22 protein-coding genes are annotated in these 24,066 nt (G+C 66.5%); 17 read left to right on the forward strand and 5 right to left on the reverse strand.

The window, feature by feature from the left end; genetic code table 11:
* Position 1 precedes the first annotated feature (1 nt).
* The gene (gene phnX / locus C7402_RS37365) at positions 2–805 is read left to right on the forward strand and encodes a phosphonoacetaldehyde hydrolase (RefSeq protein WP_112176274.1); all 804 of its coding nucleotides are present in this window, start codon (positions 2–4) and stop codon (positions 803–805) included.
* 96 nt (positions 806–901) lie between these two features.
* The gene (locus C7402_RS37370; RefSeq protein ID WP_116614147.1) at positions 902–1,219 is read left to right on the forward strand and encodes a YnfA family protein; all 318 of its coding nucleotides are present in this window, start codon (positions 902–904) and stop codon (positions 1,217–1,219) included.
* 25 nt (positions 1,220–1,244) lie between these two features.
* Here the strand turns inward: C7402_RS37370 and C7402_RS37375 are convergent, their stop codons facing one another.
* Entirely contained in the window at positions 1,245–1,688 is a 444-nt protein-coding gene (locus tag C7402_RS37375; protein WP_116614131.1) for a thioesterase family protein, read from the reverse strand.
* 187 nt (positions 1,689–1,875) lie between these two features.
* Between C7402_RS37375 and C7402_RS37380 the strand changes: the two genes are divergently transcribed.
* From C7402_RS37380 to C7402_RS37420, 9 genes are all read left to right on the forward strand, one after another.
* Positions 1,876–2,499, forward strand: a complete 624-nt coding sequence (locus C7402_RS37380; protein ID WP_116614132.1) for a GNAT family N-acetyltransferase — start codon at positions 1,876–1,878, stop codon at positions 2,497–2,499.
* A gap of 164 nt (positions 2,500–2,663) precedes the next feature.
* The gene (locus tag C7402_RS37385) at positions 2,664–6,965 is read left to right on the forward strand and encodes an ATP-binding protein (RefSeq protein ID WP_165842090.1); all 4,302 of its coding nucleotides are present in this window, start codon (positions 2,664–2,666) and stop codon (positions 6,963–6,965) included.
* Positions 6,966–7,031: 66 nt separating this feature from the next.
* Complete coding sequence (locus C7402_RS37390; RefSeq protein ID WP_116614134.1) at positions 7,032–7,394, forward strand: chemotaxis protein; 363 nt, start codon at positions 7,032–7,034, stop codon at positions 7,392–7,394.
* A 495-nt stretch (positions 7,395–7,889) separates the two neighbouring features.
* Complete coding sequence (locus tag C7402_RS37395) at positions 7,890–8,246, forward strand: hypothetical protein (RefSeq protein ID WP_116614135.1); 357 nt, start codon at positions 7,890–7,892, stop codon at positions 8,244–8,246.
* Positions 8,227–8,823: a cupin gene (locus C7402_RS37400; protein WP_372460415.1), complete on the forward strand. Its 597-nt coding sequence runs from the start codon at positions 8,227–8,229 to the stop codon at positions 8,821–8,823. Before C7402_RS37395 ends, C7402_RS37400 begins: the two co-directional genes overlap by 20 nt.
* An 80-nt stretch (positions 8,824–8,903) precedes the next feature.
* Positions 8,904–9,335 carry a PRC-barrel domain-containing protein gene (locus tag C7402_RS37405; RefSeq protein ID WP_116614136.1) on the forward strand — a complete coding sequence of 144 codons (432 nt, stop codon included), beginning with the start codon at positions 8,904–8,906 and terminating at the stop codon, positions 9,333–9,335.
* 141 nt (positions 9,336–9,476) lie between these two features.
* On the forward strand, positions 9,477–10,298 hold the full coding sequence (gene ppk2 / locus C7402_RS37410) for a polyphosphate kinase 2 (RefSeq protein WP_116614137.1): 822 nt from the start codon (positions 9,477–9,479) through the stop codon (positions 10,296–10,298).
* Positions 10,299–10,355: 57 nt separating this feature from the next.
* Positions 10,356–10,769: a response regulator transcription factor gene (locus C7402_RS37415; RefSeq protein ID WP_116614138.1), complete on the forward strand. Its 414-nt coding sequence runs from the start codon at positions 10,356–10,358 to the stop codon at positions 10,767–10,769.
* 111 nt (positions 10,770–10,880) lie between these two features.
* Positions 10,881–11,135 carry an RNA-binding protein gene (locus C7402_RS37420; protein ID WP_112176255.1) on the forward strand — a complete coding sequence of 85 codons (255 nt, stop codon included), beginning with the start codon at positions 10,881–10,883 and terminating at the stop codon, positions 11,133–11,135.
* 161 nt (positions 11,136–11,296) lie between these two features.
* On the opposite strand, the gene arcC is transcribed toward C7402_RS37420, so the two are convergent.
* From arcC to arcD, 4 genes are all read right to left on the reverse strand, one after another.
* Positions 11,297–12,226 (reverse strand): carbamate kinase, encoded by a 930-nt coding sequence (gene arcC / locus C7402_RS37425; RefSeq protein ID WP_116614139.1) that lies wholly within the window; start codon positions 12,224–12,226, stop codon positions 11,297–11,299.
* A gap of 104 nt (positions 12,227–12,330) precedes the next feature.
* A complete protein-coding gene (locus C7402_RS37430; RefSeq protein WP_112176251.1) occupies positions 12,331–13,341 on the reverse strand; it encodes an ornithine carbamoyltransferase in 1,011 nt (336 codons plus the stop codon).
* Between the two features lie 83 nt (positions 13,342–13,424).
* Entirely contained in the window at positions 13,425–14,681 is a 1,257-nt protein-coding gene (gene arcA, locus C7402_RS37435) for an arginine deiminase (RefSeq protein ID WP_112176250.1), read from the reverse strand.
* Positions 14,682–14,696: 15 nt separating this feature from the next.
* Positions 14,697–16,064: an arginine-ornithine antiporter gene (arcD, locus tag C7402_RS37440; RefSeq protein WP_244315027.1), complete on the reverse strand. Its 1,368-nt coding sequence runs from the start codon at positions 16,062–16,064 to the stop codon at positions 14,697–14,699.
* A gap of 801 nt (positions 16,065–16,865) precedes the next feature.
* Between arcD and C7402_RS37445 the strand changes: the two genes are divergently transcribed.
* The 6 genes from C7402_RS37445 to C7402_RS37470 form a co-directional block, all read left to right on the forward strand.
* On the forward strand, positions 16,866–17,807 hold the full coding sequence (locus C7402_RS37445) for a sensor histidine kinase (protein ID WP_165842091.1): 942 nt from the start codon (positions 16,866–16,868) through the stop codon (positions 17,805–17,807).
* Positions 17,807–18,439, forward strand: a complete 633-nt coding sequence (locus C7402_RS37450; RefSeq protein WP_116614142.1) for a response regulator transcription factor — start codon at positions 17,807–17,809, stop codon at positions 18,437–18,439. Before C7402_RS37445 ends, C7402_RS37450 begins: the two co-directional genes overlap by 1 nt.
* 96 nt (positions 18,440–18,535) lie before the next feature.
* Entirely contained in the window at positions 18,536–20,536 is a 2,001-nt protein-coding gene (locus C7402_RS37455; protein ID WP_116614143.1) for an acetoacetate--CoA ligase, read from the forward strand.
* A gap of 60 nt (positions 20,537–20,596) precedes the next feature.
* A complete protein-coding gene (locus tag C7402_RS37460) occupies positions 20,597–21,661 on the forward strand; it encodes an AraC family transcriptional regulator (RefSeq protein WP_372460416.1) in 1,065 nt (354 codons plus the stop codon).
* Between the two features lie 201 nt (positions 21,662–21,862).
* Positions 21,863–23,653 carry an acyl-CoA dehydrogenase gene (locus C7402_RS37465; protein WP_116614144.1) on the forward strand — a complete coding sequence of 597 codons (1,791 nt, stop codon included), beginning with the start codon at positions 21,863–21,865 and terminating at the stop codon, positions 23,651–23,653.
* Between the two features lie 43 nt (positions 23,654–23,696).
* Positions 23,697–24,066 (forward strand): NAD(P)/FAD-dependent oxidoreductase (locus C7402_RS37470; protein ID WP_116614145.1); only part of this gene is annotated, 370 nt, incomplete at its 3' end.

The raw sequence follows: 24,066 nt of genomic DNA on the forward strand, positions 1-24,066 counted from the left end.
AATGAAACATGTCAAGGCAGTGATCTTCGACTGGGCCGGCACCGTGGTCGACTACGGCTCGCGCGCGCCGATGGGCGCCTTCGTCGAGACCTTCGAGGAGTTCGGCGTGCCGGTCACGATCGACGAAGCGCGCGGCCCGATGGGCATGGCCAAGCGCCCGCACATCGCGGCGCTGATGGCGCTGCCCCGTGTCGCCGCGGCGTGGGAAGCGCGCTACGGCCACTTGCCGGGCGAGGCCGACATCGACGCCGTGTATGACGTCTTCGTGCCGAAGAATGTGGCCGTGGCCGCGCAGTACAGCGACGTGATTCCGGGCGTGGCCGCCGTGACGGCCGCGCTGCGCGCCGACGGCGTGCGCATCGGCTCGACCACGGGCTACACGCGCGAGATCATCGACCAGATCGTGCCGGGCGCGAAGGAACAGGGCTTCGAGGCGGACAGCATCGTTTGCACGGGCGACACGCCCGAGGGCCGCCCGTCGCCCTACATGATCTACCGCACGCTGCCGCAACTCGGCGTGTGGCTCGCGCGCGATGCGATCAAGGTGGACGACACCGAAGTCGGCATCGAGGAGGGCATCAACGGGGGCACGTGGACGGTCGGCGTGGCCGTGAGCGGCAACGCGTTCGGCCTGACCGAGGAAGAAGTCCACGCGCTCGCGCCCGACGAATTCGCGCGCCGCCGCGCGGCGGCCGTGGAGCGCCTGCGTGCGGCGGGCGCGCACTACGTGATCGACAGCGTGGCCGACCTGCTGCCCGTGGTGAGCGAAATCGAAGCGCGGCTCGCACGCGGCGAGCGGCCCTGAAGTGCCGGGATAGATCGAGGTTCGAGGCGCGTTGGTGTCGGGAGCGCCCGGGCCTTCTGCGTTACCATGGGCGCCCCCGCCATCCGGCCGCCGCCCATGAAGACGTTCCTGCTTTTCGTCGTAACCGCGCTTGCCGAGATCGTCGGCTGCTATTTGCCGTACCGCTGGCTGCGCGAAGGCGCGAGCGTGTGGCTGCTCGTGCCCGCCGCTGCCTCGCTTGCGCTTTTCGCGTGGCTGCTCACGCTCCATCCCACGGCCGCCGGGCGCACTTATGCGGCCTATGGCGGCGTTTATGTCTGCGTCGCGCTGGTGTGGCTCTGGGCCGTCGAGGCGATCCGGCCGAGCGCCTGGGACTGGGCCGGCGTGGCGTTCACGCTGGCCGGGATGGCGCTCATCATGTTCCAGCCGCGTTGAGCGCCGTTTGGCTCGACGTCGCGCGTCAGCCCACGGTATTCACGAGCGGAAACTTCTCGCGAAACGCTTGCGGCATCGGCACGACCTTTTTCGCCTCGTAATCGAAAAACACGAAACCGGACTTCGCCATGGCGACGAGCGCGCCATCGGCCGGACGCGTGATGCGGAAGATGATGTCGCCGCCGTACCTGTTGAAATCCATGATGCCCACTTCGAAGCACAACTGGTCGCGCGCGTAGGCTTCGGCGCGATAGGTCGTCGCGAGGTCGGTGACGATGATGCTCGTGTGTGCGTCCTTCATGCCCTCGATGCCCGCATCGAACAGGAAGCGCGCGCGGGCCTCGGAGATCATCGAGATCATCGAATCGTTGGCGAGGTGATTGGCCGAATTGATGTCGGTGACGCGCACCGTGAGGTGGGTCGAGTAATAGAACTGGTCTTTGGGAAACTGGAGCTGGATGCGGGCCATGGTGCGATGCGCGAGGTTGCGGGGTCGGATGGCGCCCAGCCTTGCGCGGCGAGGGGCCGAGCGCGATTGTAACGGCTCGCGCGGCGCGGGCGGGGTGGGCCCGGCAGCGCGCCGCGGCGCTAGAATGCGCAAGCACCCGGTGCGGTGCGCGCGAATTTCCTGCCACCTCTGTTCAACCCAAGCCGCCATGACTGGCCACACCAACGCGACTTTCCCGTCCGCGCCCGATTCCCTGCCCACGCTTACCGGCCGCGTGATCGAACTGCGCCCCCTGTGCGCACAAGATGCCGCGAACCTGGTCGCCGCCGCGTCGGACGGCGAACTCTGGAACCTCAAGGTCACGGTCGTGCCGGGGCCTGAAACCGTCGAAGCCTGGATCGCCGCCGCGCTCGCGGGCGCGCAGGCGGGCACTGTGATCCCGTTCACGATCCGGCTGCGCGAGAGCGGCCGGGTGGTGGGCAGCACGCGCTTCTGGAAAGTGGACCGCGTGAACCGCAAGCTGGAGATCGGCTCCACGTGGCTCGCCGCGTCGGCGCAGCGCACGGTCGCCAACACCGAGGCCAAATTCCTCATGCTGCGCTACGCGTTCGAGACGCTCGACTGCGTGCGCGTGCAATTCACGACCGACGTGCTCAACGCGAAATCGCGCGCCGCCATCCTGCGGCTGGGCGCGAAGGAAGAGGGCGTGGTGCGCCGCGAGCGCATCATGCCGGACGGCCGCAAGCGCGACTCGGTGCGCTTTAGCATCATCGAGGACGAATGGCCCGAGGTGAAGTCGGCCCTGCTGCATCGGCTCCAGTCCGCAGGTTGAGCGCATTCGTCTGACGTGACACGCGGCGCGAAAGCGCACATGCATGCCCCCGCGCGCCCGGCCGGGCGCGCAAAATGCGCCAGGGGTGCGCCCCTCCAGAGGGCGCGAAGGCAGGACGCCGACCACAAGCCGCTGCGGGAGCGCACTACGGGAGCGCACTACCGATGACCGCTGAACCGAACGAGAACGTCCACGCCTCTTTGCAGGCCGCGTCGACGGTGGTGTCCATGTCCGCACCCGCGACCGCACAGGCGCCGCCCGGCATGGCCGAGATGGTGCGTGACTTCGACTGGTCCGCGACGCCGCTGGGCAACGCCGCGTCGTGGTCGCGCAGTCTGCAAACCGTCGTGCGGCTCATGCTCGGCTCGCGCTACGCAATGTGGCTCGCCTGGGGGCCCGAGCTGACCTTCCTTTGCAACGACGCCTACCGGCCGACGCTCGGGGTCAAGCAGCGCTTCATCGGCGCGCCCGCACGCGAGGTTTGGGCCGAGGTCTGGCAGGAGGCGGGCTCGCGCATCGAGTACGTCCTGAGCACGGGCGAGGCGACCTGGGACGAAAACCTGCTGCTGATTCTGGAGCGCAACGGCTTCAAGGAAGAAACCTGGCACACCTTTTCGTACAGCCCGGCGCACGGCGACAGCGGCCGCGTGGAAGGCATGTTGTGCGTCGTGACCGAGGACACCCGGCGCGTGCTCTCCGAGCGGCGGCTCGCCACGGTGGCGCAGCTTTCCGGCGCGGCGCGCCATGTGCAGACGACGGCCCTTGCTTGCGAGGAGATGCTCGCCGTGCTCGGCGAGAATCGCCGCGACCTGCCGTTCGTCGCGCTCTATCTCGCGGGCGCAGGCGCGCAGGAGCCGGGCGCCGCGTTCGCGCGCTGCGCGGGCTCCACGCACCCGCTGGCCGCGAATCTCCCGGCCGACGCGGCGCACGCAAGCGCGCTGGCCGAGGCCATGCGCGAAGCGGCGCGCACGCGTGCGCTCGTCGTGGCCGAGGCACTGGACGACATGCTGCCCGCGCTGTCCGCGTGGCCCGAGCCCGCGAGCCGCGCCGTGATCGTGCCGCTCATGCGCCAGGGCCCGCACGCGAGCGACGCGCCATTCGGCTATCTCGTCGCGGGCGTGAGTCCGCGCCTCGCCCTCGACGACGATTACCGGCGCTTTTTCGAACTGATTGCCACGCAAGCGGGCAGCACGCTGGAAGGCGTACGGGCCTTCGAGAGCGAGCGCGAGCGCGCCGAGCAGCTTGCCGCGCTCGACCGCGCCAAGACGGCGTTTTTCTCGAACGTGAGCCATGAGTTGCGCACGCCGCTCATGCTGATGCTCTCGCCACTCGAAGACCTCGTGGAAAGCGAGCCGCGCGGCGAGCGCCTGGCTTTGCTGCGGCTTGCGCGGCGCAGCGGCCACCGTCTGCTGCGGCTCGTCAATTCGCTGCTCGATTTCGCGCGCATCGAAGCGGGGCGTATCGACGTCTGCTTCGAACCGACGGAACTCGCGCGCCTCACCCAGGCCGCCGCGAGCCATTTCCGCTCGGCCATCGAGCGCGCCGGCCTCGCGCTGCGCGTGCAGTGCAGTCTCGACGAGCCGGTGTTCGTCGACCGGCAGATGTGGGAAAAGATCGTCCTCAATCTGATCTCCAACGCCTTCAAGTTCACGTTGACGGGGCATATCGAGGTGCGGCTTGCGCGCGAGCGCGGGCATGCCGTGCTGACAGTCGAAGACACGGGCAATGGCATTCCCGCGCACGAAATGGGCCGCATTTTCGAGCGCTTTCACCGCGTGGAGGGCACCCACGGGCGCTCGCAGGAAGGTTCGGGCATCGGGCTCGCACTCGTGCAGGAACTCGTCAAGCTGCACGGCGGGACGATCGAGGCCGCGAGCGAACTGGGGCGCGGCTCGCGCTTCACGGTGCGCGTGCCCACGGGCAGCGCGCATCTGCCGCCCGAGCGCATTCGCGGGCGCGCGCCGGAGCATGCCGCGCCGAACCCGGCGGGCGTCTTCGCCGACGAGGCGGCGGGCTGGCTCGGCCTGGCCGCGCAGGGCGAGGCCGAAGAAGATGAGGCCCGCGCCCCGGCGAGCGCGAGCGATCGCAATGGCGGCGAGCACGAAGGCGCGGACGGCGGCCTCGTCGCGGGCACATGGACGCCCACGCTGCGCGACCGGCGCTTCGCGGGCACCTTCGGCGCGCGCGTGCTGCTCGTGGACGACAACGCCGACATGCGCGCCTATGTCGGCTCGCTGCTCGCGCCGGCGTACCGCGTCGAAGTCGCCGCCGACGGCGTTGCCGCGCTCGAAGCCGCACGCCGCGCGACGCCCGACTTGATCCTCTCCGACGTGATGATGCCGCGCCTCGACGGCTTCGGCCTGCTCGCCGCCGTGCGCCGCGACAGCGCGCTGCGCGACGTGCCGTTCATCCTGCTTTCCGCGCGCGCGGGCGAGGAGGCGCGCATCGACGGCCTCGACGCCGGCGCCGACGACTACCTCGTCAAGCCGTTTCCGGCGCGCGAGTTGAGCGCGCGCGTGGGCTCGCTGCTCGAACGCACGCAGATCCGCCGCGCCAACGAACAGTTGCTCGAACTCGCGCTATCGAGCCTTCAGGATCCGTTCTTCCTTGTCGACGAATCCGCGCGCATCACGCTCGTCAATCCACGTTTTCTCGAGATGGCGGGGCTGCCCGCTGCGCAGGTCCTTGGCCAGCCTCTCTTCGACGTGTGTCCGGAGCTCGCGCACAACGGTTTTGCCGAAACCCTGCTCGACGCCTTGCGCACGCGTGCAGCCCACCAGTGCGAGACGCATGGCCCGACGCGCGAACGCTGGTTCGAAACGCGCATCTATCCGGCCGCAGCCGCACAGGGCGCCGCCGTGCTGATGTCCGACGTCACCGGACGCAAGCGCGACCAGGAGGCGCTGCGTCTGCGCACGGCCCAATTCGAGACGCTGTTGAACGAGGCGCCGCTCGGCGTCTATCTCGTCGATCAGGACCTGCGCATTCGTCAGGTGAACCCGGCGGCGCAACCGCTGCTCGGCGGCGAACCGGACCTGATCGGCCAGGACATCGGCGCGGTAATGCGCCGCGTGTGGAGCGATGCGTACGCGGACGAGATCGTGGCGATCTTTCGCCGCACGCTGGCGACGGGCGCGCCGCATCACACGCCCGAGCGCATGGAGACGCGGCGCGACAGCGATGTCACCGAGTGCTACGAGTGGGAGGTGCATCGCACGCCGCTGCCCGAGAACCGCTTCGGACTGGTCTGCTATTTGCGCAACATCTCCGCGCAGGTGCGCGTGCGCCGCCAGCTCGAAGAGGCCGATCACCAGAAGGACCAGTTTCTCGCCACGCTCTCGCACGAACTGCGCAACCCGCTCGCGCCGATCCGCAGCGCTGCCGCCATTCTCGATTCGGCGCTGCTCACGCCCGAGCAGCTCAGGTGGGCCATCGACGTGATCCGGCGTCAGGTCGGTCACATGTCAGGACTCCTCGACGATCTGCTCGACCTCGCGCGCATCACCTGCGGCAAGCTCGATCTGCGCCGCGACGTGGTGGGACTCGGCGGCGTGGTGCGCACGGCCGTGGAAGCGTCGCGGCCGCTACTCGAGCGCAAGCGCCATCAACTCTTCGTGCACGCGCCGAACGCCGACGTGCTCGTCGACGCCGACCCGCTGCGCCTCGCGCAGGTGATCTCGAACCTGCTGAACAACGCGGGCAAGTACACCGATCCGGGCGGCCGCATCGAGGTGACTGTGGGCGTGGAGGGGGCGCTCGTCGAACTCTCGGTGAAGGACAACGGCATTGGCTTGCCACCCGACGCGCATGAGCGGCTCTTTGCGATGTTCGCGCAGATCGACGCGGGTTCGTCGCGTGCGGAAGGTGGCCTCGGCGTTGGTCTCGCGCTCTCGAAAGGGCTCGTGGAACTGCACGGCGGCACGATCCGCGCATCGAGCGACGGTATTCAACTTGGCAGCGAGTTCGTGGTTTCGTTGCCGATCGTCGTGCCCACTACGCCCGAGCGCGGCGCGGCGAAGGAGAGCACTTTGATCGCGCGCGCCGTGCGGCGCGTGCTTGTGGTCGACGACAATCGCGACGCGGCCGAAAGCCTCGCCATGCTGCTCTCGATCGCGGGCCACGACGTGCGCGTGGCGCATGCGGGCGAGGCCGCGTTGGCGCTCGCCCGCGCGTTCGAGCCGCAGGCCGTGCTGCTCGACCTCGGCATGCCGGACCTGAGCGGCTACGAAGTGGCGCGCGCGCTGCGTGCGATGCCGCAGGCGCGGGATATGGTGGTGGTGGCGCTCACGGGCTGGGGGCAGGACGAGGACCGGCGCAAGACGATCGCGGCAGGCTTTGACTGGCACATCACGAAGCCTGCCGACCCGGACCAGATCAAGGCGTTGCTCGGCTGCTCGCGCGGCGAACTGCAAGCCGCCCGCAATGCGGGTTTCGCGCTGCCGCCGCACGGCGGTTCGGAGCGTTAGGCAAACGTGCCGCGGCACGCGATCTGCTGGGAAAGGGCATCGACAATCCCCGACAAGGAGGACACGATGACCAGCACGCTCGACCCCGACAACGACGACCTGCCGCAAGCCGGCCCACCCGGACACGACATCGATTCGCTCGGCCCCGGCGACGCGTCGGACACGGGCAGCGATACGCGCGGCGCGAAGCGCCACGACTTCGACCGCGACAGCGACAGCGAACTCGACAATCACGCGCTCGAAGAGGGCAAGACCGAGGCGCAAAGCGACACGGATCGCACGGGCACGGGTGAGCGTCTCGCCGCCGATGGCGACGCCTTGCTCGCGCCGGACGGCGACGTGCTGCCCGATCGTATCGATTCGTACCCGCTCGCGGACAATTTCGACGACCTCGATTTGCCCGACGAAGAGGAGCCGCCCAGGCGCTAAACCGGCCCGCTAGCGCAGGCGCTCGGGCGGTGCCTCGGGCGGCGGGTCGCCCGCGGGCACCGGGGGCGGTTCGCTGTCCGGCACCCGGGGTGGAGGCGGCGGGCGGTGCGGGTCGTTGGGCTCCTCCGTTGGCAGATGCGCCTCGGGCGTGCGGCGTAGCAGGCATGCAGCGAGTGGCGGGCGAGGGGAACTCAGCGGGTTCGAAAGCATGGACCTCTCCAGGTTGCGCGAAGCGTGCGCCGGATATTCGGCGCACGCGCGCATCCGTATGCATCCGTTACAGCAAGCACTGTGCCGCGTGGCATCGTCCATCTGGCGCTTTTCCCGGCGGGCGCCGCCGCAGGCGCTTCAGTCGCCTTTCAGTTACCTGGCGTTACCTGGGATCGCGAATCGATTTTCCTGCGATTCACGCGTGCGCGGCGGCCCGGTACGCAGGTTGCTGCGTGAGGCATGTGAAGTCCATTTACGCGCCACAAGCCGCAAGGAGGATGGCCGATGAATCTGCACACCGCGTTGAGGATGGCTTTCCTTGCCGGCGCTTCGGCGTTCGCAGGCGTGGGCACCGCGCACGCGCAGGACAATAGCGGCGCGGATCGTCCCACCACGGCGCCGACAACGGAATCGAGCGGCGCCAAGGCCAACGGCGTTTATCCCGCGCCGAGCCACGGTGTCGAGCAAGGCGTGCCTGCCGGCAAGCGTGGACAAACCACGCGAACGACACATTCCGCGAACCATAAACCGCATCACGCGAAGCGACCGGCGAGCGGCGCAACGAGCGCGACGAAAGCGACGACCGCACACGGCGCGTCGGGCGCGGCGATGCGAAGGGGCAGTGACGATGCACAAACATGACGAATTTCATTCATTCAACACGCCGCGTCAATCTCGCAAGCCGGCCGAACGCCGTGCGCCTGAGCACGCAGGCGGCGTGGAAGCGTTCCATCTCGGCCCGCACGGTTGGGTGCCGAACAACGCGCGGCTTCCCGTGGTCGTCTATCGACGCGCGCTCGCGCCGGGCACGCAGGATCTCGCGCGGACATTCACCGAGCGCTTCGAGGCGAACGAATGGCCGGTCCAATGGTTGGACGGCGTATTCGACTATCACCATTTCCACTCCACGGCGCACGAGGTGCTGGGCGTGTACGCGGGCACGGCCGAGCTGATTCTCGGCGGGCCGGGCGGACGCGTGCTGCGCGTGCACGCGGGCGACGCGTTGCTGCTGCCTGCCGGCACGGGGCATTGCCTGCTTTCGCTGGCCGGCGGATTTCACGTAGCGGGCGGCTATCCACGCGGGCAGCAGTGGGACATCCGGCGCGACGCGCTCACGGCCGCGGAACTGCGCGCCATGCAGGCGCTGCCGTTTCCCGCACGCGATCCGCTTGATGGCGAACACGGGCCGCTCCTCGACCATTGGGCAACGCCTGCCTGAGCGGGGCCAGGGACGCCGCCGGGCATAGCGTTTGCAATGGTCCGGTATCCATCGCGAATTCGCAGGAGGGAGGGGATACCATGACGACACAATCGCAACGCCCGCTTGATTTGCGCCGCCTGCTTTCGCGTCATGCTGTGGCGCTCGCTGTCGCCCTGGGTTGCGGGCCGGGGTTCTTCACCTTGGCGCTGGCCCAGGGCGCGCCGCAAAACATCGCAGTGCAGCGTATGGCGACGGTTCAGTCGGGCACCGGCTTTCGCGCCTCGAAGCTCGTGGGCTCGGAGGTGTACGACAACAGCGGCAGCAAGATCGGCGCGATCGACGACATCGTGCTCGAATCGCCCAACGACGGCGCCTTCGCGATTCTCTCGGTAGGCGGCTTTCTCGGCATGGGCAAGCATCTCGTGGCCGTACCGTTCAACGATCTGCGCATCAGCAGCCGGCAGATCGTGCTACAGGCGGACAAGGCCCAGCTCAAGGCCATGCCGGAGTTCAATTACGCACACGATTGAGGCGCGTATTCGAGGCGCGCTCACCTGTTCGATGTCAACGCAATCCGGGCTTAGCCCAAAGTCCTATTGCGCGATCAATTTTCGCCCACCATAGTGGATGGATCCGCCTCGTGGGAGGCGAATTTCGCGTGGAGCGACTCCATGGCAAAAAAACAGGAAGTGAAAGCTGAGCACACAGAAGAGCCGGTCGAAAAACTCAGCGAGAAAGCGTACCAAAAGGAACTGACGCGGCTGCATGGCGAACTCGTCCGCTTGCAGGAATGGGTCGTCAAGAATCGCAAGCGCGTGTGCATCTTGTTCGAGGGGCGCGACGGCGCGGGCAAGGGCGGCACCATCAAGGCGCTCACCGAGCGCGTGAGTCCGCGCGTGTTCCGCGTGTTCGCGCTGCCGGCGCCCACCGAGCGCGAAAAATCGCAGATGTACTTCCAGCGCTACCTGCCGCATCTGCCCGCCGCCGGCGAAATCGTCGTGTTCGACCGTAGCTGGTATAACCGCGCGGGCGTGGAGCGCGTGATGGGCTTCTGCACGGAGCAGCAGGCGCACGAGTTTCTGCGCGGCGTGCCGCTCATCGAGCGCGCCATCATCGACTCGGGCACGATCCTCATCAAATACTGGCTCGAAGTGAGCCAGAAAGAGCAAACCCGGCGTCTCGAGTCGCGCATCAACGACCCGCGCAAGATCTGGAAGCTCTCGCCCATGGACCTCGAATCGTATCGGCGCTGGTACGACTACTCACGCGCGCGCGACGAAATGTTCGACATGACGGATACGCCGGAATCGCCATGGTTCGTAGTCCGATCCGACGACAAGAAACGGGCGCGCCTGAACGTCATCAATCATCTGCTGAGCAGCATTCCGTACGAGCCGCTGCCGCGCGAAAAGATCGTGTTGCCCGCCCGGCAGAAGGCTCAGGGTTATGTGGACCCGGGCTACCCCTACCGGTACGTGCCGGATACCGTCTGATCGCCCGCGCCTGGGCCCGCACGCGGGCCTGGGCTGCGAAACAAGGAATGCGCGAACATGCTCGATGCCCAACCGTGGGTGGCCGTGGTGGACGACGACGAATCGGTCGGCCGCGCGCTGCAACGCCTGTTGCGCACGGCAGGCATCGGCGCGCGGATCTTTCGTAGCGGCGAGGACTTTCTGGGCGCGCTCGGCCTGCTCGCAGCGCAGTCTGCACAGTCCGGCGCATATGGGCCGCAACCGGGCTGCGCCGTGCTCGACGTGCAGTTGCCCGGCTTGAGCGGCCTGGCGGTTCAACGGCGCATCGCGCATACGGGGATGCCGGTAATCGTCATCACCGCGCGCGACGAAGCCGGCGTGCGCGACGAGGCCTATGCATCCGGCGCTGTTTCGTACCTGCACAAGCCCTTCGACGGCGCGCACTTCATTCATGCCGTGCAAGCGGCGCTGGGCATCGTGCCCGCGGGTTGAGGCGAGGTCCGGCGCGGGTTTTGCGACGGCACGCGCGGATTCACGCGGTTTGTCGTCACACCGGGCCAATCCACACTATCATCACGAATGAACGCACACTAGGGGTAGACCATGGCCGACCTGCTGTTGGGAAATATCGACGAACACGTCTCGGACGCTGAAATCAACGAGTTTCTGGAGCGCTACGGCTTTCCGCCGTTCGACGCCATCGAGCGCATTGAAGGCGCGGGGCGTCCCGCCGCATTGCTCACGTTTCACAGCGCGAGCGAAGAGGGCCTGCGCCGCTTGCAGAGCCGCATCCACAATTTGTTCTGGCGGGAGCGCACGATCAGCGCGCAGGTTATGCCGCCGGCGCGCGAAGAGTAGGGAGCGTCCTGGAAGCGCGTCAAACAACCGCGCGCGCCGCAGCCGGTTTTGCCGCAGGCGCGCGCCCTGATTACGCAGTCAGGCTCGCTCAGTTACCCTCACTCAGTTAGCGTCACTCAGTTAGCCTCATTCAGTTTGCCTCACTCAGTCAGGCAACAGGCCTAATAGAAAACCAAACCGGGCTTTGCGGTGCTCACGCGCGTGCCCGCCTTGCCCTGGGTGATCGCCACGATGTCGGCCAGCGCGCCAATCACCGCATCTTTGCCGGTGTTGCGCGCGAACTCGGCGGCCGCCATCACTTTCGGACCCATCGATCCGGCCGCGAATCCCAGCTTCTCCAACTCGTCGGGATGCGCGCTCGCAATGGCCTTTTGCGTCGGCTTGCCCCAGTCGATATAGGTCGCGTTCACGTCGGTCGCAATGATCAGCACGTCGGCTTCCAGCTCCTGTGCGAGCAACGCCGAGCAGAGGTCCTTGTCGATCACGGCCTCCACGCCGCCCAGCTTGTGGCCTTCGCCATAGAGCGTCGGAATGCCGCCGCCGCCCGCGCAGATCACGATCGTGCCGCGCTCCAGCAGCCATTTCACCGGGCGGATCTCGAAGATGTGCTTGGGTCTCGGGCTTGCCACCACGCGGCGGAACTTGTCGCCGTCCGGGGCAATGCTCCAGCCGCGCTCGGCGGCGAGCGTCTCCGCCTGCTCCTTTGTGTAGACCGGGCCGATCGGCTTGGTCGGATGCTGGAACGCCGGATCGTTCGCGTCCACTTCGACCTGGGTGAGGATGGTCGCGAAAGGCACCTCATACGGCAGCAGGTTGCCCAGCTCCTGCTCGATCATGTAGCCGATCATGCCTTCGGTTTGGGCGCCCAGCACGTCCAGCGGGTAGCCCGGCACGTCCTTGTAGGCTTCGCCCTGAAGCGCGAGCAGGCCCACCTGCGGCCCGTTGCCGTGAGCGATCACGAGTTCGTTTCCCTGTGCGATCTGCGAGATCTGGGTGGCCGCAAGGCGCACGTTCTCGCGCTGGTTTTCCGCCGTCATCGGCTCGCCGCGACGCAGCAGCGCGTTGCCGCCAAGCGCAATCACGATTCGCATGGTGTACTCCCGAGGTTATGCGTGTCGTTGAAGCGGAGCACGCGCGAGGCGACCGGGTTTGAAGCCCGGCCGCGCGGTGCGCGCGCCCCGTCAAGCCGTGCGGCTCAAATGTCGGCGAGCGTCGAAACGAGGATCGCCTTGATCGTGTGCATGCGGTTTTCCGCCTGCTCGAAAGCGAGATTCAGCGGCGACTCGAACACTTCTTCCGTGACCTCGATGCCGCCCTTGAGCTCCGGATACTTGTCGGCGATCTGCTTGCCCACCACGGTCTCGCTGTTGTGGAAGGCGGGCAGACAGTGCATGAAGCGCGTTTGCGCGCTGCCGCTCGCCTTCATGAGCGCCATGTTCACCTGGTAGGGCAGCAGCAGCTTGATTCGCTCGCCCCAGGCTTCCACCGGCTCGCCCATGGAAACCCACACGTCGGTATGCACGAAATCCACGCCGTTGACCGCGGCCTTCGGGTCTTCGGTGAGCAGGATGCGTGCGCCGCTTTCCTCGGCGAACTTCTTGCAATCCGCCACGAGATCGTCGTGCGGCCACAGCGATTTCGGCGCCGCGATGCGCACGTCCATGCCGAGCTTCGCGCCGATCAGCAGCAGCGAGTTGCCCATGTTGTTGCGCGCGTCACCGAGGTACGCATAGCTGATCTGCGTGAGCGGCTTGTCCGAATGCTCGCGCATGGTGAGCACGTCGGCGAGCATCTGCGTGGGGTGGTATTCGTCGGTGAGACCGTTGAACACAGGCACGCCGGCGAATTTCGCGAGTTCTTCGACGATCTCCTGCTTGAAGCCGCGATACTCGATCGCGTCGTACATGCGCCCGAGCACGCGCGCCGTGTCCTTCATGCTTTCCTTGTGGCCGATCTGCGAGGAGTTCGGGTCGATATAGGTGACGTTCGCGCCCTGGTCATAGGCCGCGACTTCGAACGCGCAACGCGTGCGCGTGGACGTCTTTTCGAAGATGAGGGCAATGTTCACACCCTTGAGATGCTGCTGCTCCGTGCCCGTGTACTTGGCGCGCTTGAGGTCGCGCGAGAGGTCGAGCAGATAGCGTAGTTCGCGGGTGTTGTGGTGCATGAGGCTGAGCAGGCTGCGGTTGCGCAGGTTGAAAGCCATGTCGGTTCTCCGTTGCGAAATCAGGTGAATGCGCTTGAGTGCGCTTGAATGCGCTTAAGTGCGAATGTTCAGGCCTCGGCGGCTCAATACTCCACCGCGTCGCGTACGATCGGGCAGGTCATGCAGTGACCGCCGCCGCGCCCGCGGCCCAGTTCGCTCGCCGTGATCGTGATGACTTCGACGCCCGCCTTGCGCAGCAGCGTATTCGTGTAGGTGTTGCGGTCGTAGCCGATCACGACGCCCGGTTCCACGCACACCACGTTGTTGCCGTCGTCCCACTGTTCGCGCTCGGCCGCGAACGCGTTGCCGCCGGTCTCGACAATGCGCAGACTCTTCAAGCCCAGCGCTTCGGCCACGACGTCCACGAAGGGTTTTTCCTCGCGGCGTAGTTCGAGCTTCGACGGGCTCTTGTCGTCGGGGCGGATCGAGAACGGCACGATCTCGCCCACCACTTCGGGGAAGATCGTCACGAGGTCGCGGTCGCAGAAGCTGAACACCGTGTCGAGGTGCATGGCGGCGCGAGACTTCGGCAAGCCCGCGACGATCACGCGCTCGGCGCCGCCCTTGGCGAAGAGGTTTTGCGCGAGCCGACCGATGGCCTGGCGGCTCGTGCGCTCGCCCATGCCCACCAGCACGACGCCGTTGCCGATCGGCATCACGTCGCCGCCTTCCAGCGTGGCCGCGCCGTGGTCCTCGTCGGGGTCGCCGTACCACACCTGGAAGTCCTTGCCGGCGAATTCCGGGTGATAGCGATAGATGGCCGTCGTGAGCAGCGTTTCCTGGCGGCGCGCTGGCCAGTACATCGGGTTGAGCGTGACGCCGTTGTAGATCCAGCAGGTGGTGTCGCGCGTGAAGGTGCTGTTGGGTAGCGGCGCGAGCACGAAGCTCGAATAGCCCAGATAGCGGCGGAATTCCTTGAGGATCTTGCTTTGATCGGTGTCCGGAATATCTTCGGCCACCACGCCGCCAATCAGGAATTCCGCGACTTTGCGCGGTTCGAGCCCCTGGAGCCAGCTAGTCACCTCGCCCGCGAGCGACACGCCCACGGTTTCGGGGCGAACCTTGCGATCGAGGATGTACTTGAGCGCTTCCGGGTTCTGCACCGTTTCCGTGAGCAGATTGTGCATCTCGAGGACGTCCACGCCACGCTCGCGCATTTTCGTCACGAAGTCGAAGTGGTCGCGCTTCGCCTGACTGACCCAGATGACGTCGTCGTAGAGAAGCTCGTCGCAGTTGCTGGGCGTGAGGCGTTGATGCGCGAGGCCCGGTGCGCACACCATGACTTTGCGCAGCTTGCCCGCCTCGGAGTTGACGCCGAAGGCGACAGTGTCCGTACTCATATGTGACTCCTCGAATCAGAGGGTGAGAAAGCCCTTGTACAGGCCGAAAGCCGCCACCAGCGCACCGAGCAGCACTGCGGCGAAGACGAACTTCTCGATGGTCGTGAACACGGGCTGGCCGATCTCGCGTTTCGCGCGCGCGAACAGCACCACGCCAGGCGCATAGAGCAGCGCGGAGAGCAGCACATACTTGAGGCCGCCCGCATAGATGAGCCAGACGGCGTAGATCACGGCGATCAGCGCAATGATCAGATCCTTGCTGCGCTCGCGGCTGTCCTTCTCATAGGTCTCGCCGCGCAGCGTGAGCAGGAGTGCGTAAGCCGCCGACCAGAAGTAGGGCAGCAGGATCATCGACGTCGCGAGATAGATGAGGGAGAGATACGTGCCCTTCGAAAACAGCGTGATGATGAGGAACAACTGGATCATGCCGTTCGTGAGCCACAGCGCATTGGCCGGCACCTGCTTCGCATTCTCCTTGCGCAGGAAGCTCGGCATGGTGTGGTCGCGCGCGGCCGAGAAGATGATCTCGGCGCACAGCAGCACCCACGAGAGCAGCGCGCCGGCAAGCGACACCACGAGACCCACGCTGATCAGAATCGCGCCCCAATGGCCCACCACGCGCTCCAGCACGCCCGCCATCGAGGGGTTCTGCAAGGCGGCGAGTTGAGGTTGCGTGAGCACGCCCAGCGAGAGCACGTTCACGAGCACGAGCAGGAGCAGCACGCCCACGAAGCCGATGACCGTCGCCTTGCCGACATCGCTACGTTTCTCGGCGCGCGCGGAGAAGATGCTCGCGCCTTCGATGCCGATGAACACCCACACCGTCACGAGCATCATGTTGCGGACCTGGTTGGTCACGCTGCCGAGCTTGGGATTCATTTGCCCCCAGAAGTCGGTCGTGAAGATGCCCGAGCGGAACGCAAATGCGCAGAGGATGATGAAGAGGCAAAGCGGGACCATCTTCGCCACGGTGGTGATCTGGTTGACGAACGCCGCTTCCTTGATGCCGCGCAGCACGAGGAAGTGCAGCGCCCAGAGTAGCACCGACGAACAGATGATTGCAATCGGCGTGTTGCCCTCGCCGAAGACCGGGAAGAAGTAGCCGAGCGTACTGAAAAGGAGAACGAAGTAGCCGACGTTGCCGAGCCACGCGCTGATCCAGTATCCCCACGCCGAGCCGAAACCCATATAGTCGCCGAAGCCGGCCTTGGCGAAGGCGTACACCCCGCCGTCGAGTTCGGGCTTGCGCAGCGCCAGCGTCTGGAACACGAACGCCAGCATGAGCATGCCGACCGCGGTGATTGCCCAGCCGATCAGCACGGCGCCGGCGTCGGCGCTGACCGCCATGTTCTGCGGCAGGGAGAAGATGCCGCCGCCCACCATCGACCCCACGACGAGGGCGGTGAGCGCGCCGAGCCGCAGCTTGGTGGCGGTGGCCGGCGCGGCTGCGCTGTCGGGCGCGGCGGCAGGACGAGGCGATGCGGAATCGGACATGGGCGATCTCCATTACGAACTGGCCTCGGCGCAACTTTCGTGTGACGCGCCAACCCGTGAGCTTGCGGCGTATCGACAGCGCGGATATCGCATGCGAAAAAAGTGCCCGCGCTGCTACTCGAATAATCTGCTAGGGGGCGCACAATCTGACAATAAGACTTTAGTCCGATAGGGATCCTGAATTGGCGGCATCTTCGGGATTAAGCGCCGCCATTGCATGTCATCTTTCATGCGGCGTTATGCGAATTGCGTACGACAATATGCCGCGCAAGTGCGGCATTACAGCATTGCGCACCGAATAAGCTTTCCCGCGCAAATTGCTTACAATCATGTCGTGGCAGTCAGCGCTTGAACCGGACGGGATCGCGACGTTTTGGCAAATCGCTATCCCTATGCAAACCTTGGTGCCTGGAGATCCCGCCGAGGCATATCGCGGGCGCGCCGCACCGGCGCGGGGCCCGTGAACGCGGCGAATAATGCGGCAAATCGGAGATGCACGTCATGAGTATCGATATGCCGGGATGTTGCATTGCGCAACTTCTCGCGCTCGCGACAGCGTTCTGGTTGTTCAGGAATGATTTCGCGCTATTCCAGCGACGCGGATATTCCATTAATTCGCGAGATAGTATTCGACCGAAAAGGGTTTCAATTCCGCCGTTTATTCAAAATACTGCAAAAAATCACAATGTGATGGAATCCGCGAGCCGTCAGCAGGACATCGGCGCGAATGCGGGCAATAACGGCTTTTCGCAGGCAAGCGGCGAAAAGTGCGCCGATAAGCGCCTCGAAAAGCACACTGAAAAGCGTGCCGAAAAGACCGCGAGCCGCCCGCGCAAGGGCCGGGCGAAGCCGCGCGAGACCGTGCCGCCGCCCACACCGTTCGACTTGCCGCCGCAGCCGGAGGTCGCCCATTTGCTGCGCGTGTCGACGCTTGGCGAACTGGCAGGCTCGCTCGCCCATGAAATCAATCAACCGCTCACGGCGATACTGAGCAACGTGCAGGCGGCGCAACATTATCTGGAGAACGAAACCATCGATCGCGACGAGTTGCGCGAGACGTTAGCGGACATTGCCGCCGACGGCTTGCGCGCGGCCGGCATCGTCAGCCGTATCCGCGCGCTCGTGAAAAAGGGCCAACTCGACATGCAGCCGCAGGAACTCGGCCAACTGGTGCGCGACGTGGCGGCGCTCGTGCATGGCGACGCCGCGCAGCGCAACGTGCGCGTGGCTGTCGAGATCGAAGGCGGCCCGCATGTCGTGCATGGCGATCGCGTGCAGTTGCAGCAAGTCGTGCTCAATCTGATGATGAACGCGCTCGACGCGGTTGAGGCGTGTACGGCAGACGATCGGCTCGTGACGGCGCGGGTGAGCGGCGAAGGGCCGCAAACGGTGCGCGTGTCGGTGAGCGATCGCGGCGAGGGCATCGCCACGCAACCGCTCGACGCCGTATTCACGCCGTTTTTCACCTCGAAGCCGCAGGGGCTCGGCCTTGGCCTCCCCATTAGCCGCAATATCGTGACGCTGCACGGCGGGCGGCTATGGGCCGAGAACAATGCCGCGCGCGGGGCGACCTTCCATGTGTCGCTGCCGCTCGAACGCGAAGCGCACGCAACGGCCGCGCGGGTGCGCTGATGAGCGAGTCTGGCATGGTGTTCGTGGTCGACGACGACGAGAGTGTGCGGCGCGCGCTCGCGCGTCTCCTTCATGTCGCGGGCTATTGCGTGCAAACCTGGCCGGACGGCGCTTCGTTCCTGAGCGAGGCCGACCTGGATTGCGGCCCGGCCTGTCTCGTGCTCGACCTGCATTTGCCCGATGGCAGCGGGCTAGCCGTGCAGGAGCGCCTGCGCGCGACCTTGCCCGTGGTGTTCGTGAGCGGTGACGGCGACATTCTCTCGACGGTCGACGCCATGAAACATGGCGCAACCGATTTCCTCGTCAAGCCGCTCGACGAGGCGCGGCTCCTGCCGGCCGTCGCGCGTGCACTGGCGCTTTCGGCCAGCGCCTGCGCGCAGCGCGAGGAGCTCGAACAGATCCACGCCTGCGTCGGCATGCTCACGCCGCGCGAGCGCGAGGTGATGGCGCTCGTCGTCACGGGACTCCTCAACAAACAGGTGGCGGGCGTGCTCGGCACGGCCGAAAGCACCGTGAAGATCCACCGTGCGCGCGTGATGGAGAAAATGCGGGCGCGCTCGTTCGCCGAGCTGATCCGCCTCGCCGACAAGGCGGGCATGGGCGAACCGCAGGCCGCGCTCATGCGGGGGTAGCGCCGCGCGCGTTCCACTGGTTTCCCTTAATTGTTCGATGCGCGCCGGCTCCGGCACCATAGGCTCAGACAAATTCACCAGAGCCTTCGCATCGAGATGAACGAAACCGTGCCAGAAAGCGCACCCGCCTGGACGCCCACGCCGCAGCAGATCGAGTCGGCGCGCATCACTGAGTTCACGACATGGCTGGCCGAGGCGCGCGGCCTGGCGTTCGACGACTACGACGCGCTATGGCGCTGGTCGGTCGAGGACGTCAACGGCTTCTGGTGCGCGCTGTGGGACTGGGCGCAGATTCCCTCGCGGCAGCCGCGCGGCGCAGCGCTCGCCGACGCCGCCATGCCCGGCGCGCGCTGGTTCCCGGGCGTCGAGCTCAATTACGTCGAGCAGGCGCTGCGCCTCGCGAGCGACGCCTCGCCCGCGATCGTTTCGCGCAGCGAGAGCGGGGCCTTGGCGGGGCGCACGCGCGAAACGAGCTGGGCCGAGTTGCGCCGCCAGGTCGCGGCCTGCGCGGCGACATTGCGGCGCCTTGGCGTCGCGCGCGGCGACCGCGTCGCGGCCTTCATGCCGAACACGCCCGAGACCGTGGTGGCCTTTCTCGCCACGGCGAGCGTGGGCGCGATCTGGTCGGTCTGCTCGCCCGACATGGGACCGCTCGCGGTGCTCGACCGCTTCCGCCAGATCGAGCCGAAGGTGCTGATCGCGGCTGACGGCTATCGCTACGGCGGCAAGCCGCACGACCGGCGCGAACTGATTCACCATCTGCTGCGCGAATTGCCGAGCGTGGAGCAGCTCCTGTTCGTCGCGCAACTCGACCCCGAGGCGAGCGCAAGCGAATACCCGCGCGCCACGGCGTGGCGCGACGCGGTTGCCGGCGACGCACCGCTGCAAATCGAGAGCGTGCCGTTCGATCATCCTCTGTGGATCGTCTATTCGTCGGGCACGACGGGCATGCCCAAGGCTATCGTGCATTCGCATGGCGGCGTGGTGGTGGAGCACGTGAAGCTCACCGCGCTGCATCTCGATCTGCACCCCGGCGACCGCTTCCACTGGTACGCGAGCACAAACTGGATCATGTGGAACTGCCAGATGGCCGGGCTGCTCGCGGGCGCGACGCTGTGTCTCTACGACGGCAATCCCGCCTGGCCCGACGCGCAGGCGCTTTGGCGCTTCGCGGGCGAAACCGGTGTGACGTTTTTCGGCGCCGGGGCCGCGTATTTCCAGGGCTGCCTGAAGGCGGGTGTCGAGCCGCGCGCGGCGGCGGATCTCTCGCGCCTGCGCGCGGTGGGCTCCACCGGCTCGCCGCTGCCGCCCGAGGCCTACGTGTGGATTCTGGAGCACGTAGGCCCCGTATGGATCGATGCGATCTCGGGCGGCACCGACTTCGCAGGCTGCTTTCTCGCGGGCGTGCCGACCTTGCCCGTGTATCCCGGCGAGATGCAGTGCCGGTGCCTCGGCGCGCGCGTCGAGGCGTTCGACGAAGCGGGGCGCGGGCGCATCGACGAAGTGGGCGAACTGGTCTGCACCGCGCCCATGCCGTCCATGCCGCTCTACTTCTGGCGCGACGAGCAGAACCGGCGCTACCGTGAGAGCTATTTCGACATGTACCCCGGCATCTGGCGCCACGGCGACTGGCTGCGCATCACGCCCACGGGCGGCGCGGTCATCTACGGCCGCTCGGACGCGACTATCAACCGCCACGGCATCCGCATGGGCACGAGCGAGCTGTATCGCGCGGTGGAGTCGCTGCCCGAAGTGCTCGACAGCCTCGTGGTCGATCTGGAGTACCTCGGGCGCGCCTCGTCGATGCCGCTCTTCGTGGTGCTGCGCCCCGGCGTCGAGCTGGACGATGCGCTCGCGCAGCGCATTCGCGCGCGCGTGCGCGAAGCGCTCTCGGCGCGCCACGTGCCCGACGAGATCCATCAGGTGCAGGCGGTGCCGCGCACGCTCTCGGGCAAGAAGATGGAGGTGCCGATCAAGCGCCTCCTGCTTGGACAGCCGCTGGAGAAAATCGCCAATCCCGACACCATGGCGAACCCCGAGAGTCTTGCGTGGTTCGCCGCATTCGCGCAGGCGCGCGGGCAGGGCGGCGCGGCCTGAATGCGGACTTTGGGGCGCGATGCGCGCGGCCGTTCTAGAATGGCGGGCGGGCCGTGTTGAATGGCGCGTGCGCGCCAATACGCCGACCGCCCTGTTCGAGCCGCCTCACGTCGCCATCGCATGCCATCGCCCAGCGCCACCGTTCCCATCTCCCTCGTCAACGGCTTTCTCGCCGGTGCGCACGCTCAGCCCGCCGTGATCCGCCGCTACCTCAACGAGGCCGGCATCGCGCTGGAACTGCTCGCCAAGCCCGGCGGGCGCGTGACGGAGGAGCAGTTCTCCACGCTCTATCGCACGCTCGCCATCGAGCTCGACGACGAAATGCCCGGCATCTTCAGCCGGCCGTTTCGCAGCGGCACGCTCAAATTCCTCTGCCTGAGCCTGCTCGACGCGCGCAACCTCGAAACCGCGCTGCATCGCTTCGATCAGTTCTTCCATATCGTGCTCGACGATTTCCGGCTCGAATCGCGCCGCCAGGGGCTCGTTGCGCAAGTCGCGCTGCGCGCCAACCCGGCGTACGGCGCGATCGGTCCGCTCGGCCAGGAATTGATGCTCAAGCTGGCGCACGGTGTGTCGTCCTGGCTCATCGGCCAGCGCATCGCGCTCTTGCAGGTGGATTTCGCCTGCGAGCAGCCGGCGCACGCGCTCGATCACCGTTACTTCTTCTCGGGGCCGGTACGCTTTGGCCGCGAGGCCACGCTGATGCGCTTCAGCGCCGACTATCTCGACATGCCGATCCGGCAGAGCAAGCGCAACCTGCGCGCGTTTCTCGCGCGCTCGCCGGGCGACTGGATCTTCGAGTCGTTCAGCGAGCAGCTCGTGAGCCACAACGTGCGCCAGTACCTGGCCGCGCAACTGCCCGACCTGCCGACCATCGAGCAGGCGGCGCAAAGCCTGCACTGCTCGGTACGCACGCTCTGCCGCCGGCTCTCGGCGGAAGACACCTCCTTCCAGGTGCTCAAGGACGATTTGCGCCGCGACGTGGCGATCCAGCGCCTGACCGACACCCAGGACACCATCGCCGCCATCGGCGGGGATCTGGGGTTCGACGATCCGAGCGCCTTTCATCGCGCCTTTCGCCACTGGACCGGCAGCACGCCCGGCACCTACCGGCGCCGCGGCTGAGCGCGAAGTGGGGACGCCCACCCATGACGGGTGGGCACAACCGCCGATAGCGTGGCCAGAATTGTCACCATGTGGTCCGGTTTCGCCAGTGGCGAGGCAGCCGTTTGACGCTACGATCCGTGCTGTATTGCCGCATGGTGGCCACATTTGCACCTCCTGGCCGGGCGGCGTCTTGTTATCCCTGTTTGAGTGGAAGAGATCATGAGCTATACCGCCCCCGTCAAGGACATGCTGTTCGTGCTGAAAGAACTGGCCGGCATCGACGCCGTCGCAACCCTGCCGGGTTTCGAAGACGCCGGTTTTGACACCGCGCAGGCGGTGGTCGAAGAATGCGCGAAGCTGTCCGGCGAAGTCATCGCCCCGCTGAACGTGGAGGGCGACCGCGCCCCGAGCGCGCTCGCCAACGGCAAGGTCACGGCCACGCCGGGCTTCGCGCAGGCGTTTCGCCAGTACGTGGAAGGCGGCTGGCAGGGCTTGCAGCACCCGTCCGAATTCGGCGGCCAGGCGCTGCCCAAGCTGATCGCCACGCCTTGCATCGAAATGCTCAACGCGGCGAACCTGTCGTTCGCGCTGTGCCCGCTGCTCACCGACGGCGCCATCGAGGCGCTGCTCACGGCAGGCAGCGACGAATTGAAGTCGCGCTATGTGCCCAAGCTCATCTCGGGCGACTGGACCGGCACGATGAACCTCACCGAGCCGCAGGCGGGCTCCGATCTCGCGCTCGTGCGCACGCGCGCCGAGCCGCAGGGCGACGGCACGTACAAGGTCTTCGGCACGAAGATCTTCATCACGTGGGGCGAGCACGATATGGCCGAAAACATCGTCCACCTCGTGCTGGCGCGCACGCCGAACGCGCCCGAAGGCGTGAAGGGCATTTCGCTTTTCGTCGTACCGAAGTTCCTCGTGAATGATGACGGTTCGCTCGGCGCGCGCAACGACGTCGAGTGCGTCTCGATCGAGCACAAGCTCGGCATCAAGGCGAGCCCGACCGCCGTGCTGCAATACGGCGACAAGGGCGGCGCGGTCGGCTACCTGGTGGGCGAAGAGAATCGCGGCCTCGAATACATGTTCATCATGATGAACGCGGCGCGCTTCGGCGTGGGCATGCAGGGCGTGGGCGTGGCCGAGGCCGCCTACCAGAAGGCCGTGGCCTACGCGAAGGAGCGCGTGCAGAGCCGCCCCGTCGACGGTTCGCTCAAGCAGTCGGCCACCATCATTCACCACCCCGACGTGCGCCGCATGCTCGGCACGATGCGCGCGCTGACTGAAGGCGCCCGTTCGCTCGCCTATGTCGCGGCGGCGTACAGCGACAACGCGCACTACCACGCCGACGCCGACGTGCGCGCGCGCAACCTCGCCATCTATGAATTCCTCGTGCCGATCGTGAAGGGCTGGAGCACGGAGATGGTCAACGACGTGGCGAGCCTTGGCGTGCAGGTGCATGGCGGCATGGGCTTCATCGAGGAGACGGGCGCGGCGCAGTTCTACCGCGACGCGCGGATTCTCGCCATCTACGAAGGCACCACGGCGATCCAGGCGAACGACCTGATCGGCCGCAAGACGGTGCGCGACGGCGGCGCGGTCGCGAAGGCCCTGATCGGCGAGATCCAGAGGACTGCCGAGGAACTCGGTCAGGCGGGCGGCGCGGCGGCGGCATCGTTGCGCACGCAACTGGAGAAAGGCGCGAGCGCGCTTTCGAATGTCGTCGACTACGTGCTGGCGAACGTCAAGCGCGATCCGAACGCGGTGTTCGCCGGCAGCGTGCCGTATCTCAAGCTCGCGGGCATCGTGCTGTGCGGCTGGCAAATGGCGCGTGCCATGCTCGTCTCGCAGCGCGAACTCGCGAACGATCCCGAGTTCCACGGCGCGAAGATCGCGATCGCGCAGTTCTACGGCGAGCACATTCTCGCGCAGGCAGGCGGCCTCGAAACGTCGATCCTGGCCGCGAAGGGTGATGCAGGCGTGCTCGCGCTGAGCGAAGTGCAGTTTTGACAGGGCGCCACAAGGCGCTGAACAAGCAAGGAAGGACGAGGATATGTCGTCGGAAGATTGGATTGCGCAGTACGGCCCTCGCGAGTCGATGGAGTACGACGTGGTGATCGTGGGGGGCGGCCCGGCCGGGCTTTCCGCCGCGATCCGCCTGAAGCAACTGGCCGCGGAGAAAGGCGCCGAAATTGGCGTGTGCGTGCTGGAAAAAGGCTCGGAAATCGGGGCGCATATCCTCTCCGGCGCGGTCATGGATCCGCGCGCCTTGAACGAGTTGATTCCTGACTGGAAAGAACAGGGCGCGCCGCTGAATGTGCCCGTGACCGAAGACAAGTTCCTTTTCCTCACGGAAACGGGCGCGAAGGGCGTGCCGAACTGGGCACTCCCCGACAACTTCAAGAATCACGGCAACTACGTCA

The sequence above is a fragment of the Paraburkholderia unamae genome (genome assembly GCF_003096875.1).
GTDB lineage: Bacteria > Pseudomonadota > Gammaproteobacteria > Burkholderiales > Burkholderiaceae > Paraburkholderia > Paraburkholderia unamae.